At 68.5% G+C, this 13,061-nt stretch carries 13 protein-coding genes; 7 read left to right on the top strand and 6 right to left on the bottom strand.

Annotated elements, in window-relative coordinates:
* Positions 1-3 precede the first annotated feature (3 nt).
* Genes SALMUC_RS21930 through SALMUC_RS21910 form a run of 5 tightly spaced genes read left to right on the top strand, consistent with a single transcriptional unit; the run spans position 4 to position 3,749 of the window.
* Positions 4-879: an ABC transporter permease gene (locus SALMUC_RS21930; protein WP_020039317.1), complete on the top strand. Its 876-nt coding sequence runs from the start codon at positions 4-6 to the stop codon at positions 877-879.
* Positions 879-1,586, top strand: a complete 708-nt coding sequence (locus SALMUC_RS21925) for an aspartate/glutamate racemase family protein (protein ID WP_020039316.1) — start codon at positions 879-881, stop codon at positions 1,584-1,586. Before SALMUC_RS21930 ends, SALMUC_RS21925 begins: the two co-directional genes overlap by 1 nt.
* Positions 1,583-2,422, top strand: a complete 840-nt coding sequence (locus SALMUC_RS21920) for a GNAT family N-acetyltransferase (protein ID WP_020039315.1) — start codon at positions 1,583-1,585, stop codon at positions 2,420-2,422. The genes SALMUC_RS21925 and SALMUC_RS21920 overlap by 4 nt, the downstream gene beginning before the upstream one ends.
* Positions 2,423-2,445: 23 nt before the next feature.
* Complete coding sequence (locus tag SALMUC_RS21915) at positions 2,446-2,865, top strand: nuclear transport factor 2 family protein (protein ID WP_020039314.1); 420 nt, start codon at positions 2,446-2,448, stop codon at positions 2,863-2,865.
* On the top strand, positions 2,862-3,749 hold the full coding sequence (locus SALMUC_RS21910; RefSeq protein ID WP_020039313.1) for a polysaccharide deacetylase family protein: 888 nt from the start codon (positions 2,862-2,864) through the stop codon (positions 3,747-3,749). Before SALMUC_RS21915 ends, SALMUC_RS21910 begins: the two co-directional genes overlap by 4 nt.
* Before the next feature lie 17 nt (positions 3,750-3,766).
* On the opposite strand, the gene SALMUC_RS21905 is transcribed toward SALMUC_RS21910, so the two are convergent.
* The 6 genes from SALMUC_RS21905 to SALMUC_RS21880 all read right to left on the bottom strand — a co-directional run bounded on the left by SALMUC_RS21905 (position 3,767) and on the right by SALMUC_RS21880 (position 10,554).
* Entirely contained in the window at positions 3,767-4,834 is a 1,068-nt protein-coding gene (locus SALMUC_RS21905; RefSeq protein ID WP_020039312.1) for an ABC transporter ATP-binding protein, read from the bottom strand.
* Positions 4,835-4,886: 52 nt separating this feature from the next.
* A complete protein-coding gene (locus SALMUC_RS21900; protein ID WP_020039311.1) occupies positions 4,887-5,726 on the bottom strand; it encodes a carbohydrate ABC transporter permease in 840 nt (279 codons plus the stop codon).
* A complete protein-coding gene (locus SALMUC_RS21895) occupies positions 5,723-6,598 on the bottom strand; it encodes a carbohydrate ABC transporter permease (RefSeq protein WP_020039310.1) in 876 nt (291 codons plus the stop codon). Before SALMUC_RS21895 ends, SALMUC_RS21900 begins: the two co-directional genes overlap by 4 nt.
* 79 nt (positions 6,599-6,677) lie before the next feature.
* Positions 6,678-7,922: an extracellular solute-binding protein gene (locus SALMUC_RS21890; protein ID WP_021120814.1), complete on the bottom strand. Its 1,245-nt coding sequence runs from the start codon at positions 7,920-7,922 to the stop codon at positions 6,678-6,680.
* A 68-nt stretch (positions 7,923-7,990) separates the two neighbouring features.
* Positions 7,991-9,502: an arabinosylfuranosidase ArfA gene (gene arfA / locus SALMUC_RS21885; RefSeq protein ID WP_020039308.1), complete on the bottom strand. Its 1,512-nt coding sequence runs from the start codon at positions 9,500-9,502 to the stop codon at positions 7,991-7,993.
* Positions 9,503-9,624: 122 nt separating this feature from the next.
* On the bottom strand, positions 9,625-10,554 hold the full coding sequence (locus SALMUC_RS21880) for an ArsR/SmtB family transcription factor (protein ID WP_020039307.1): 930 nt from the start codon (positions 10,552-10,554) through the stop codon (positions 9,625-9,627).
* Positions 10,555-10,775: 221 nt separating this feature from the next.
* Here SALMUC_RS21880 and SALMUC_RS21875 point away from each other — a divergent pair, with 221 nt between their 5' ends.
* Both SALMUC_RS21875 and SALMUC_RS21870 read left to right on the top strand, forming a co-directional pair.
* Complete coding sequence (locus SALMUC_RS21875) at positions 10,776-12,095, top strand: glycine cleavage T C-terminal barrel domain-containing protein (RefSeq protein WP_020039306.1); 1,320 nt, start codon at positions 10,776-10,778, stop codon at positions 12,093-12,095.
* A gap of 9 nt (positions 12,096-12,104) precedes the next feature.
* Positions 12,105-13,001: a methylenetetrahydrofolate reductase gene (locus SALMUC_RS21870; RefSeq protein WP_020039305.1), complete on the top strand. Its 897-nt coding sequence runs from the start codon at positions 12,105-12,107 to the stop codon at positions 12,999-13,001.
* The last annotated feature ends 60 nt before the right edge of the window (positions 13,002-13,061 follow it).

Below are 13,061 nucleotides of genomic sequence, written 5' to 3'. Positions count from 1 at the left end.
GACATGACCGAACGCAGACCCAGGTCCTTCTACGTCCTCGCCTGTTTCTTCGGGCTGTTCCTGCTGTTCCTCTACGGGCCGATGATCTCGATCCTCGTGCTGTCGTTCCAGGGGCCCGAGGGCGGCCTGGTCTTCCCGATGACCGGCTTCTCGACGCACTGGTTCCAGCGGCTCTGGGAAGGCGGCGGACAGGTCGAGATCGGCTCGGCGCTGCGGCGGTCCTTCGCGCTGGCGCTCGTGGTCATGGTCCTGACGGTAAGCTTCTCGGTCCTCGCGGGGCTGGCCTTCCGGCGGCAGTTCCGGGGCGCGACGCTGCTGCTCTACGTGGCGATCGCGAGCCTGATCGTGCCCTCCATCGTGGTCTCGCTGGGCATCGCGCTGGAGTTCCGCCTGCTCGACGACGCGATCAAGGCGTTCGGCGCCTCGGCCGGGATCGACTGGATCACCAACGACTTCGTCTCGGCGCTCGGCCCCTTCACCTCGGGCCTCGGCGCGCATCTGACGTGGACGCTGCCCTTCGGCCTGCTTATCATGTTCGCCGTGTTCAACCGCTTCGACCCCGCCTACGAGGAAGCCGCCCGTGATCTCGGCGCGACGCCGTGGCAGACCTTCCGCCATGTCACGCTGCCGATGATCGCGCCATTCCTGATCGGCGTCGCTGTCTTCGGCTTCACCCTGAGCTGGGACGAGCTGGCGCGCTCGAGCCAGGTCATGGGCGCCGACAACACGCTGCCGATGCAGCTCGCGGCCAAGACGACGACCGTCACGGACCCCGAGATCTATGCGCTCGGCACCGCGACAACCGGCGGGTCGGTGCTGCTGGTGCTGGTGACCTTCACCCTCGTCAGCCTGATGCAGCGGCAGCGGCGCAAGGGCTGATGCGCCTGCACGTCGTCAATCCCAACGCCAGCGCGGGGATGACCGAAGGCATCCGCGCGGCGGCCGCCAAGGCCGCGCCCGCGGGCGTCGAGCTGATGGTCACCGGCGCGGCGGGCGGCCCGCCCTCGATCGAGGGGCCTGTCGACGGGGCCATGGCCGTGCCCTGGATGCTGAAGCGGATCGAGGAAGCCGAGGCCGCGGGCGTCGACGGCCACGTCATCGCCTGCTTCGACGACACCGGGCTCGACGCGGCGCGCTGTCTTGCACGGGGGCCGGTGGTCGGCATCGGCGAGGCGGCGGCGCATTGCGCGACGCTGGTGGCCGACCGGTTCGCCGTCGTCACCTCGGTGCCCGAGGCGCTGCCGGTCCTGCGCGGCAACCTCGCGCGCTACGGCCTCGCGTCGCGCTGCGCCGGGCTGCGCGCGGCGGGGGTGCCGGTGCTCGACATCGACGCGGGCACGCCCGAGGCGCTTGCCGCGATCCGGCGCGAGACGCGCGCCGCGCTGGACGAGGACGGCGCCGACGCCATCGTGCTGGGCTGCGCGGGCATGGCCGCGCTGGCCGCCGACCTCTCCGAGGAGTTCGGCTGCCCGGTGGTCGAGGGGATCACAGCCGGACTGTCGCTGGTCCACGCGCTGGCCACCTCGGGGCTGCGCACCTCCAAGCGCGGCGGCTACGCCACGCCGCGCAAGAAGACGGCGGAATGACCGACCCGGTGATCCGCACCATGAGCCGCGCCGAGCTCGACACCGTGCTGTCCTGGGCCGGGGCCGAGGGCTGGAACCCCGGCCTTGGCGATGCCGGAGCTTTCCACGCGGCCGATCCGAACGGTTTCCTGCTGGCCGAGGTCGAGGGCACGCCCGCGGCGAGCCTCTCCATCGTGCGTTTCGGCGACGAGACGGCCTTCCTGGGCCTGTACATCTGCGGCCCGGAATTCCGCGGCCAAGGCATCGGCTACGCGCTGTGGCAGGCCGGGATGGAGCGGCTCGCGCCGCGCACGACCGGGCTCGACGGCGTGCCGGACCAGCAGGCGAACTACGCCCGGTCGGGCTTCACCCTGTCCCACCGGAGCCTCCGCTTCTCGGGCCCGCTGGCACCCGAGGGCACCGACCGCACCGAACCGCTCGGGCCCGAGTACATGGAGGCCGCGCTGGCGCTCGACCGTACAGTCACGGGCTTCGACCGTACACGTTTCATGCGCAACTGGCTGACCGGCGACGCGACCCGGACCGCCCGCGTGCTGATCCGTGACGGCAGCCTTGCGGCGCTCGGCGTTCTGCGCCGCTGCGTTTCGGGCTTCAAGATCGGCCCGCTTTTTGCCGAGGACCGCGCCGCCGCCGAGGCGATGCTCGACGCCCTCGCCGCGCAGGCGGGCGGCGCGCCGGTCAGCCTCGACGTGCCGGCTCCGAACACCGCCGCCATGGCGCTTGCCGAGGCGCGCGGCCTGACAACCGATTTCGAGACGGCCCGCATGTGGCGCGGCCCTGCCCCCGTGCAGGACCTCGACAGCACCTTCGGTGTCACCACATTCGAACTGGGCTGACCCTTCCGACCGGAGACCGCAGCATGACCGACGACCCCGTCACCGAGGCCAAACGCATCGTGGAGGCCTACCTCGAACGCTCCATGGCCCGCGATGCCGAGGGGGCGCGGCAGTATCTCGCCCCCGATTGCGAGATCATCTTCACCGGCGGCCGCGCCATGACCGGCCCCGAGGACCCGCCCGCCTTCAACGCCAAGCGCTATGCCTGGGTGCAGAAACGCTTCCTGCGCACCGACGCGGTGCAGGACCCCGAGACCGGCGCCGTCCACGTCTGGAACACCGGCCATCTCTACGGCGAATGGCCGGACGGCACGCCCTTCGACGGCAACCGCTACGTCGATTTCTTCGCCGTGAAGGACGGGCTGATCCGGCGCACCGAGGTCTGGAACGACAGCGCCGAGATCCTGCTGGCCCGCGCCGGGCTGGCCGAGGCGCCGCTGTGAGCCTGCCCGGACACGACCGCTTCGACTACGTGCCGATCACGCGCCGGCCCGATTTCACCTGGCCCGGGGGCAAGCGGCTGGCGGTCTACTTCGGCATCAACCTCGAGCATTTCGCTTTCGGCGAGGGGCTGGGGGCCAAGCTGGCGCCGGGCGGACCAGAGCCTGACGTGCTCAACTTCGCCTGGCGGGACTACGGCAACCGCGTGGGGGCCTGGCGGCTGATCGAGCTCTTCGACAGCCTCGAGCTGCCCGCGACGGTGCTGGCCAACAGCACGATGTACGATCACGCGCCCGAGCTCATGGCGGCCCACCGCGCCCGGGGCGACGAGATCGCGGCGCACGGGCGCACGAACAGCGAACGCCAGTCCGACATGGAGACCTCGGAAGAGCGCGGCATGATCGCCGAGTGCACGCGTGTGCTCTCCGAGGCCGAGGGCACCCCGCCCGCCGGGTGGCTGAGCCCCTGGATCGCGGAATCCCGCGAGACGCCCGACCTGCTGGCCGAGGCCGGCTACAGGTATACCCTGAACTGGTGCATGGACGACCAGCCGGTCTGGATGCGCACCCGCGCGGGCCGCCTGCTGTCGATCCCCTACCCTCAGGAGGTGAACGACATCCCCTCGGTGGTCGCGCGGCAGGACTCGGCGGAAGTCTTTGCCGACATGATCGTCGACGACTTCGAGGAGCGGCTGGCGCAGTCCGAGCACCAGCCGATCGTCATGGGGATCGCCCTGCATCCCTACATCGTGGGCCAGCCCTACCGCCTCCGCCGCCTGCGACGCGCCATCGAGCGCATCACCGCGGCCCGCGACGACATCTGGCTGACGCGCGCCGGTGATATCAGCGCGCTCTGCCACGGCGCCCTGCGCGACGCGATCGTCTGACAGGTGCCGCCGCGGGGTCAGTCCCCGGCGATCCGCGCCTCGGTCTCGGGATCGAAGAGATGCACCCGCTCGGCCGGGACCGCGAGCGCGACCGCCTGGCCCTCCTCGATCGACAGCCGCTCATGGAAGACCGCCGTCACCTCGGTCCCCGAGACATCGAGGTTGACGTGCAGGTCGGCGCCCGTGGGCTCGATCAGCTTGATGGTTGCGGGGCTGCCATCTTCGGCGAGTGTCACGTCCTCGGGGCGGATGCCGAGGATCACCTCGCGTCCGGCGGCCGCGCCGAGCGGCGCGTCGAAGCGGATCGTGCCGCCCCCCGCAAGCTCGAAGGACCGGCCGTCGGCACCGATCCGGCCCGTCAGCAGGTTCATCGCCGGCGAGCCGATGAAGCCCGCGACGAAGACATTCGCCGGCGCGTCGTAGAGCGTCATCGGACTGCCGATCTGCTCGACGTGGCCGCCGCGCATGACGACGATCTTGTCGGCCATGGTCATGGCCTCGATCTGGTCGTGCGTGACGTAGACGATGGTCGTCTTCAGCGCCTTGTGCAGCGAGCGAATCTCGGACCGCATCTGCACCCGCAGCTTGGCGTCGAGGTTCGACAGCGGCTCGTCGAAGAGGAACACCTTGGGATCGCGAACGATGGCCCGGCCCATGGCGACGCGCTGGCGCTGGCCGCCGGACAGCTGGCGGGGGTAGCGGTCGAGCAGCGGGCCCAGGTCGAGGATGTTCGCCGCGTCCTCGACCTTCCGGCGCTGCACCTCGGCGCTCTCGCCGCGCATGCGCAGGGAGAAGCCCATGTTCTCGGCCACCGTCATGTGCGGGTAGAGCGCGTAGGACTGGAACACCATCGCGATGTCGCGATCCTTGGGGTGCAGGCGGCTCACGCCCTTGCCGTCGATCCGGATCTCGCCGGTGGTGATGTCCTCGAGCCCCGCGATCAGGCGCAGCAGCGTGGACTTGCCGCAGCCCGAGGGACCGACGAGCACGACGAACTCGCCGTCGTTCATGTCGATGTCGATCCCGTGCAGGACCTGCAGCCCGCCAAAGGACTTGGTCGCCTGCTGGATGGTCAAGGGTGCCATGTCGTCGTCTCCGTGTCGGGGCCTTCGGGCCGCGTGTCGTGCGTCTCGCGCCTCATCCCTTCACCGCCCCGGCGGTCAGGCCGCGCACGAGGTGGCGCTGCAGCAGGAGCATGACCACCACGATGGGCAGCATGATCCCGATGGCGCCGGCCGCCGAGAGCGACCAGGACGAGATGTCCTCGCCCCCGAAGGCGGCGATGGCCACGGGCAGGGTCTTGGTGTCGGTGCCGGTCAGCACCAGCGCGAAGAGGAACTCGTTGTAGGACAGCAGCAGGCTGAAGAGCGCCGCTACCGTCATGCCGGGCTTGGCCAGCGGCAGGATCACGATGCGGAAGGCCTGCCAGTTGGAACAGCCGTCGATCGCCGCCGCCTCGTCGAGATCGCGCGGGATCTCGAGGAAGAAGCCGTGCATCAGCCAGATCGTGAAGGGCTGGTTGATCGCCACCAGCGCCAGGATCAGCAGCGGGTAGGTGTCGATCATGTCGAGAAAGGTGCCCATCACGAAGAAGGGGATCGCCAGCAGCATGTGCGGGAACATCCGGATCGTGAAGAGCGCGCTCAGGATCGGCCCGGCGCTGCGCCGCGGGATGCGCGAGATCGCATAGGCCGCGAGGCTGCCCGCCGGCACCGAGATGAAGACCGTGCCGGCCGAGACGATCAGGCTGTTCATCAGGTAGAAGACGAAGTCGTTCTCGGTCCAGACCTCAATGTGATACTTCAGCGTCGGCTCGAAGATCAGCGTCGGCGGGATCGTGAAGGCGTCGCGCGGGTCCTTGAGCGAGGTCAGCACCGCCCAGAGCAGCGGCATCAGGTTGACGAAGGTGAAGAGGCACAGGCCAATGAAGATCAGCCAGGTGGTCCTCTGCCGTCCGGGATGGGACTGGGCGCTCATTGGTCACCTCCCCTGTAGGCCTTGTTGAGACCGCGGTTGATGGTCAGCAGCAGCGCCGCGACGACGATCAGCGTGATGACCCCGAGGGCCGAGGCCTTGCCGACCTCGAGCATGCGGAAGCCGAGCTGGTAGGTGTAGATCGTGATGGTCTCTGTCGCGGTGCCCGGCCCGCCGCCGGTCAGCACGTAGATCAGGTCGAAGAAGCGGAAGACGTCCATCAGCCGGATCGAGATGACGAAGATGATCGCCGGGATCAGCGCCGGCACGATGACGTGGCGCAGCGTGCTCCAGCTGCCGGCGCCGTCGATCTGCGCGGCCTCGATCAGCGAGGTGTCGAGCCCCTGCAGCGCCGCGTAGAGCACCATCATGATCAGCGGCGTGAAGACCCAGGCGTCGGCGAGAATGACGCTGACCTTGGCCCAGACCGGGCTGCCCAGCCAGTCCGGCGGCTCGATGTTGAAGGTCAGCAGCGTCGCGTCGACGAAGCCCCAGTTCGAGGCCAGCATCCACTTGAGGAACAGCGCCGCCACCACCGGCGTCACGATGTGCGGCAGGAAGAGCAGCACGGAAAAGACCTTGGCGCTGCGGTTCAGGCGGTAGAGCGCGAGGGCGAGCGCGAAGCCCACCACGAACTCCACCCCGACCGAGCCGAAGGCGATGAGGATCGTCGTCCACATCGAGTTCCAGAGCCGCGCCTCGGTCAGCAGGTCGGCGTAGTTGGCGAGGCCCACGAAGGTCCGCTCGCCCGAGCCGAGGTAGTAGTCGAAGAAGCTGAGGTAGATGGCATAGCCCAGCGGCCAGAGCAGCACGAGCGCGAGAAGCCCGAAGCTTGGCAGGAAGAAGAGCCACAAACCACGTTGCCAGCGCACCATGTCGGAAAGTCCCGTGTCAGAGCCTCAAGGTCGGCCCGCGGCGCCGGGGCGCCGCGGGCCTTGTCGCGGGAGGTGAGGGTCAGTCGTAGTAGCCGCGGCCGGCGAGCAGTTCCTCGGTCTCGGCGGCGGCCTGGTCCAGCGCCTCCTTGACCTCGGCCTCGCCCGTCACGGCGCGCAGGATGTGGCGCGTGACGATCTCGCCGACGTCGTTGAAGTCGGGCATCGCCGGGAAGGCCTTGCCGCTTTCCAGCGCGGCGCGGGCGGCCGGATACCAGCGGAACTGCTCGGCCAGCTCGGCGTTCTCCAGCACCGACAGCCGCGGCGGCATGGCGTATTTCGCGCCTTCCTGCATGCTTTCCTTGCTGGCGGCCTCGGCCATCATCTTGAACATCTCCTCGCGGTCGCCCGACGAGAAGGCCGAGATCGCGAAGCCGTCGTTGGCCACGCGCGCACCGCCGCCCGGGGGCGCCACCCAGTCGATCTGGTCCACGACGCGCGACTGCTCGGGATTGTCCATGGCGGCGGCGCGGGTGAACCACTGCAGGCCCATGGTCGCGAGGCCCTGCTGCAGGTTGATGGTGGATTCGTCGTTGGCATGCGCGGTGAAGCCGCGCGGCGCGTATTCCGACATTTCCTTGAGCCGGGTGATCGCCGCAACGCCCGCCTCGTTGTTGAAGATCGGCTTCCAGTCCTCGTCGAACCAGCCGTCGCCGATGGCGTTCATGTACCAGTGCGCCTCGTTCAGCGCGGCATCCACCGGCTTCAGCGACATGATCGTGCCGGCGCGGCGGGCCGAGTCCATCTCGGAGGCCGCGGCCATGTAGTCATCCATGGTCTCGGGCGGCTCGATCCCGGCCTCGTCCAGCAGGTCCTTGCGGTAGAAGAACAGCTCGGTGTTGGTCAGGATCGGCATGGCGTAGATGCTGCCATCGTAGCTGACCGCATCGATCACCGACTGCGGGAAGTCGTCGAGGTCGTACTCGTCGCTGTATTTCTCCCAGAGGTCGTCGATGGGCTCGAGCCAGCCGTTCGCGGCGAAGCGCTTGAAGGACGAGTCCGTGAGGTAGAGCACGTCAATGGCGTCGGATTCCGAGGACATGGTGATCGAGGCCAGCTCGAGCTCCTTGTCGATGGGCATCAGCTCGACGTTCACGCGGCCCTCGGGCAGCGCCTCGACCATCTGCTGGGTGTAGTATTCCAGCGCGGGCTGGCGGTGGCTGATGACGCGGATGGCGTCCTGCGCCAGCGCGCCGCTGGCGACCGAGGACAGAAGCAGCGCGGCGGTCGCGCCCTTCATCATCGGAACATTCGGTCGAATGGTCATTGTATCGTCTCCTCCCTTGGATTGATCCGCCCGGTCCTCCTCGACCCGGCGGCCCTGTGCACTGCTCGTCAGGTCACCCGCATGCGGATCACGTGGTAGGACAGCGGCGCGAGGCGCCCGCGCAGCTGCCCGTCCTCGACCGCCGCGTCGCGGCAGTCGTCCAGGGCGACCTTGTCGGGCGTCTCGGGCCCGTTCGTCGCCATCAGATCGTGGCCCTGCATCACCTTGTGCATCTCGATGCCGTCCGGCGCGAAGCCCGCCATGTCCATGCTCAGCTCGGCGGTTTCGGTCAGGTGGCGGTTCAGCACGAAGACGGTCAGCATTCCCGCCGCATCGTCGTGGGTCACGGCCACGTCGAGGTAGGAAATGTCGTCGCCCACCCGGCAATCATAGGTCGGCGCCTCGACCTCGGCGCGCAGCGCCCTGCCCCGGCCGTAGAGGCTCGCCATCTGGTAGGGCCAGTAGATCGTCTGCCGCCAGGCCGGCCCGCCGCGCTCGGCCCGGATCGGCGCGATCACGTTCACGAGCTGCGCGATGCAGGCGATCTTCACCCGGTCGGACTGGCGGATGAACTCGTTGAGCAAACCGCCGATGAAAAGAGCATCCTCGAAGTTGTAGGTCTCTTCCAGCAGCGGCGGTGCCTCGGGCCAGTCCCACTCCTTGACCCGCTGCTTGTCCTCGGCGCGCTGGTGATACCAGACGTTCCACTCGTCGAAGCAGATGTAGATGTCGTTCTTCGCCCGCTTCTTGGCCTTCACGTAGTCGATCACGCCGCCGACGGTCTGGATGTAGCGCCCGGTCTGCTCGATCTTGCCGAAGTAGTTGAGCGTGTCGCGGCTGCGGTTGCCGAAGTACTTGTGCAGCGAGATGTAGTCGACGCTCTCGTAGCATTCCTCGAGCACCTCGCGCTCCCATTCGGGATAGGTCGGCATCTCGTCGTTGGAGGAGCCGCAGACAATGGTCTCGATCGAGGGATCGAAGGCCTTGAGCGCCTTCGAGGTCTCGTCCGCGATGCGGCCATAGTCCTTGGCCTCGCGGTGGCCGATCTGCCAGGGGCCATCCATCTCGTTGCCGAGGCACCACATCTTGACGCCGTAGGGCTGTTCGACCCCGTGCGCGCGGCGCAGATCCGACCAGTGGGTGCCGCCGGAATGGTTGACGTATTCCATGTACTCGCGGGCGTCCTGCAACCCGCCGGTGCCGAGGTTCACCGCCAGCATCATCTCGATGCCCGCATCCTTGGCCCAGACCGCGAACTCGTTGGTGCCGACCTGGTTGGTCTCCTTGGACCGCCACGCGAGGTCGAGCCGCACCGGCCGTTCGTCGCGCGGGCCGACGCCGTCCTTCCAGTCGTAGGCCGAGACGAAGTTGCCGCCCGGGTAGCGGATCGCGGGCACGTTGAGATCGCGCACCATCTCCATCACGTCGCGGCGGAAGCCGTTGGCGTCCGCCTGCGGATGGCCGGGCTCGTAGATCCCCGAGTAGATCGCCCGGCCCATGTGCTCGATGAAGGCCGAGTACAGCCGGTCGTCGATCCGCGAGATCGCGAAATCCCGGTGGATGGTCACGCGTGTCTTCATGCTCTCCCCCCTTATGCGCCCGATTTATGGGTGCATATCATCTTTTTTGATTTGTATGCAGCGGAGGGAACTGCGTCAAGCCCCGAGATGGCGGGGCGGCCGGGGGCGCGGCCAAGCCCCGGTCAGGGCTGCATTCTCATCCGCAGGACGATGTCCTGGTCGTAGTTGCCGAAGCCCCGGCCGAAGATGTTGAGCCCGCCGGGATGCTGCGCATCGGCGCGCACCTCGATGCGGACGCGAATCGAGCGGTGCGCTGAGAGGTCGAGGTCGTCCAGCGTCACGTCCGAGATCCGGACCCCGTCGACGAAGCTGCCCTGTGGCGTCACCGACCAGGTCTTGAGCATGCCGTATTGCGAGCCCTTGAGCTTCCACCACTGCGGCGTGTAACGCCCGCGCTTGTCGCCGAAATCCCCGGGCGAGGTCCAGTCACCGAGCGGCACGCCGTTGATCGAGACGGTGATGTCCGAGGGCCAGTCCGGGTCGGTCCCCGGGACCTCCGAGGAGCATTCCATCGACAGTTCCACCCCCGCGAGGCCGGCACCCAAGACACTGGAGTTGCTTGGAAACTGGTACTCCACGTAGCCGCTGGTGAACCACAGGAGCGCGGTCTTCATCCGGTCGGGTTCGAGGAAGGTGGCCGGCACATCCAGCAGCCCGATGATCCCCTCGGGCGAGCAGATGCCACAGGGCGCGGTGACCTCGCAGTTGGAATAGAGCCCCAGCGGCATGGCCACCTCGAGCGTGTCGTCGCGCGGCGAGTCGAAGCTGCGCTGGAAGGCGACGATCAGCTCGTCGTAGCGCGTGCGGCAGATCTTCTGCGTGCCCTTCCGGGCGTTGCGCAGCTCGGTCTCGATCAGCCCGGCAGCCTCGAGCGCGCGGACGTTGGTCGAGACCGATGACTGCGGTAGCTCGAGCTGTTCGGCGATGACGTTGACGTTGGTCGGGCCGTTCTCGTGCAGCAGCTTCAGGATGCGTATCCGGGTCGGCGAGGACAGGCCCTTGAGCACCGCGAAGTCCTTTTCCGGGTCCACGACCATGAACCGTCCCTGCATGCGACCCCCTTCGTTTCATCCCGCCGAATACAAATCCAGATTGTTGATACACACTTTGTGGCGCTTCGTGAAGGCCCCCTCGACCCGCGAAACGCCGGGAAGCCGGACCCGGAATACCCCTTTCGTCCGGCGCCTTGCCCTGCTCCCACGGCGGCGCCGTTGCGCGATCAGGGTTTTGGGCGCACCCTGCAGGGGGAGAGGAGCACAAGGGGGGAAACAGCATGAAACCGCAGGAAAGGGTGCATCCGAACGTGCCCGGCGTCGATCAGTCCGACCGCCTGGTGCCGATCAACCTCCGGCAGTCGGGGCCGACGCCGGTGCAGATGCTGATCTCGACGCGGGTGCGGAAATCACCGTTCTGGCACCTGTCCATCGAGGCCGGCTGCTGGCGGGCCACGGTCTACAACCGCATGTATCACCCGCGCGGCTATATCCGCCCCGAGGACGGCGGCGCGATGGCCGAATACGACGCGCTGGTGAACCGCGTGACGCTCTGGAACGTCGCGGTCGAACGCCAGATCCGCGTGCGCGGCCCCGGGGCCGAGGCCTTCGTGAACCGGATCGTGACGCGGGATGCCACGAAGATCGAGCCGATGCGCGGAAAGTACGTGATCGTCTGCAACGACAAGGGCGGTATCCTGAACGATCCCGTGCTGCTGCGGCTCGACCGCGAAGAGTTCTGGTTCTCGACCTCGGACAGCGACCTGCTGCTCTGGCTGCAGGGCGTCAACACGGGCCTGGGCTACGACGTTGACATCGCCGAGCTCGACGTCTCGCCGCTGCAGATCCAGGGGCCGCTCTCCGAGGACTTCATGGCCGACCTCTTCGGCAAGGCGATCCGCGAGATGCCCTACTACGGCCTGATGGAGGCGGAACTGGCGGGCTGTCCGGTGCTGGTCAGCCAGACCGGCTTTTCCGGGGAGGCCGGCTTCGAGGTCTACCTGCGCGACGCCACGCTCAACGCCGAGGCGGTCTGGTATGCCCTGCGCGGGCACGGCGCGCGCTACGGTCTGCGGGTGGTCGCGCCCGCGCATCACCGGCGCATCGCTGCCGGCATCCTGTCCTGGGGGCAGGACATGGACACCGAGACATCGCCCTTCCAGGTCAACCTCGCCTACCAGGTGCCGCGCAGGAAGGAGGCCGACTACATCGGCCGCGCCGCGCTCGAGGCGCAGCGGGCCGAGATCGACGCCGGGCGCTATCCGTTCCGGCTGAAGATGGTCGGCCTCGCCATCGGGGGACGGCCGATCACCGATTATGCCCCTGATTTCTGGCTGGTTTCCGCGCCAGATCGTGGGCGGGTGGGATATGTCACCTCGCCCTGGTGGTCGCCCGAGCTGTGCCACAACATCGCGCTGGGGTTCGTTCCGCACGAGCTGTCCGAGCTTGGCACGCGGCTGACGGTCGAGCTGCCCGAGGCCTATTGCGATCAATCGGGCCAGCCGGTCGCGGCCGAGGTGGTGCAGGTGCCCTTTCGCCCTTCGGCCCATCCCAGCGCCCGCGAACGGGCGCGGGCGGCCGGGCGGGACTACGTCGTCTGAGGCGGGCCGATGCGTGGCGCGCCGCTGATACCGGAGCCGACCGACGCCCTGCTGCGGCGGCTCGTGGAGTCGCGCGGCGCGGTGCCGCTGGGCTTCGAGCTGTTTCCGCCGCGCAGCGCCGAGCGGCGGGAGGCGCTGCGCGAGACGGTGGAGCGCCTTGCCCCCGTGGCGGGCAAGGGCTTTTCGGTGACGATGGGCGCGGGCGGGACCACGCGGACGGGCACGCATGACACGGCGGTCGAGGTCGCGCGGATCGCGGGGCGGCCGGTGACGGCGCATCTCACGGCGCTGGGGCTCTCGCGCGAGGATGCGCTGGCGGCGGCCGAGGGGTTCTGGGAAGCCGGGATCACGCGGATCCTCGCGCTGCGGGGCGACCGGCCGCGTGCGGTGCAGGGGCCCCTGCCCCCGGGCTTCGCGCATGCCGCCGACCTCGTTGCGGCACTAAGGGATTGTCATCCCTTTGAAATTTCCGTGGCCGCCTATCCCGAGAAGCATCCCGAGGCGGACACGCTGGAGGCGGATATCGATCATCTCAAGGCCAAGCTGGACGCCGGGGCGACGAGCGCGGTCTGCCAGTTCGTGCTCGACCCGGAGGCCTACGGGCGGTTCCTGGAGACCTGCGCGCGGCACGGGATCGACGCGCCCATCGTGCCGGGACTGATGCCGCTCGAGGGCTGGAGCCGCCTGCGCGGCTTTGCCCGGGAGAACGGGGCGCACGTTCCGGACTGGCTCAACCACCTGTTTTCACAGGCGGAACAGGCGCCCGAGACGATGCCCTACCTCTCGGCCGTGGCGACCGTCGAGCAGGCGCGGCGGCTCGTGGGCTACGGCGCGCCGGCGCTGCATGTCTACGCGATGAACCGCTGGCCGCTCGCGCTGGCACTGGCGCGCCTGCTGGGGCATTGATCACGGCTGCGCCAGAGAGGCGGTTTTCCGGACACGCGGGGTCCCGGGTCGTGCTAGGCG

Source organism: Salipiger mucosus DSM 16094 (genome assembly GCF_000442255.1).
Classification (GTDB): domain Bacteria; phylum Pseudomonadota; class Alphaproteobacteria; order Rhodobacterales; family Rhodobacteraceae; genus Salipiger; species Salipiger mucosus.
The sequence above is the reverse complement of the archived record's forward strand: the minus strand, read 5'-3'. Positions and strand labels throughout refer to the sequence as shown.

Coding starts and splice junctions, on each gene's coding strand:
- SALMUC_RS21870 (WP_020039305.1), top strand. CDS start 12,105: ATGCGTGGCGCGCCGCTGATACCGGAGCCGACCGACGCCCTGCTGCGG.
- SALMUC_RS21875 (WP_020039306.1), top strand. CDS start 10,776: ATGAAACCGCAGGAAAGGGTGCATCCGAACGTGCCCGGCGTCGATCAG.
- SALMUC_RS21915 (WP_020039314.1), top strand. CDS start 2,446: ATGACCGACGACCCCGTCACCGAGGCCAAACGCATCGTGGAGGCCTAC.
- SALMUC_RS21905 (WP_020039312.1), bottom strand. CDS start 4,834: ATGGCACCCTTGACCATCCAGCAGGCGACCAAGTCCTTTGGCGGGCTG.
- SALMUC_RS21925 (WP_020039316.1), top strand. CDS start 879: ATGCGCCTGCACGTCGTCAATCCCAACGCCAGCGCGGGGATGACCGAA.
- SALMUC_RS21900 (WP_020039311.1), bottom strand. CDS start 5,726: ATGAGCGCCCAGTCCCATCCCGGACGGCAGAGGACCACCTGGCTGATC.
- arfA (WP_020039308.1), bottom strand. CDS start 9,502: ATGAAGACACGCGTGACCATCCACCGGGATTTCGCGATCTCGCGGATC.
- SALMUC_RS21890 (WP_021120814.1), bottom strand. CDS start 7,922: ATGACCATTCGACCGAATGTTCCGATGATGAAGGGCGCGACCGCCGCG.
- SALMUC_RS21920 (WP_020039315.1), top strand. CDS start 1,583: ATGACCGACCCGGTGATCCGCACCATGAGCCGCGCCGAGCTCGACACC.
- SALMUC_RS21895 (WP_020039310.1), bottom strand. CDS start 6,598: ATGGTGCGCTGGCAACGTGGTTTGTGGCTCTTCTTCCTGCCAAGCTTC.
- SALMUC_RS21930 (WP_020039317.1), top strand. CDS start 4: ATGACCGAACGCAGACCCAGGTCCTTCTACGTCCTCGCCTGTTTCTTC.
- SALMUC_RS21880 (WP_020039307.1), bottom strand. CDS start 10,554: ATGCAGGGACGGTTCATGGTCGTGGACCCGGAAAAGGACTTCGCGGTG.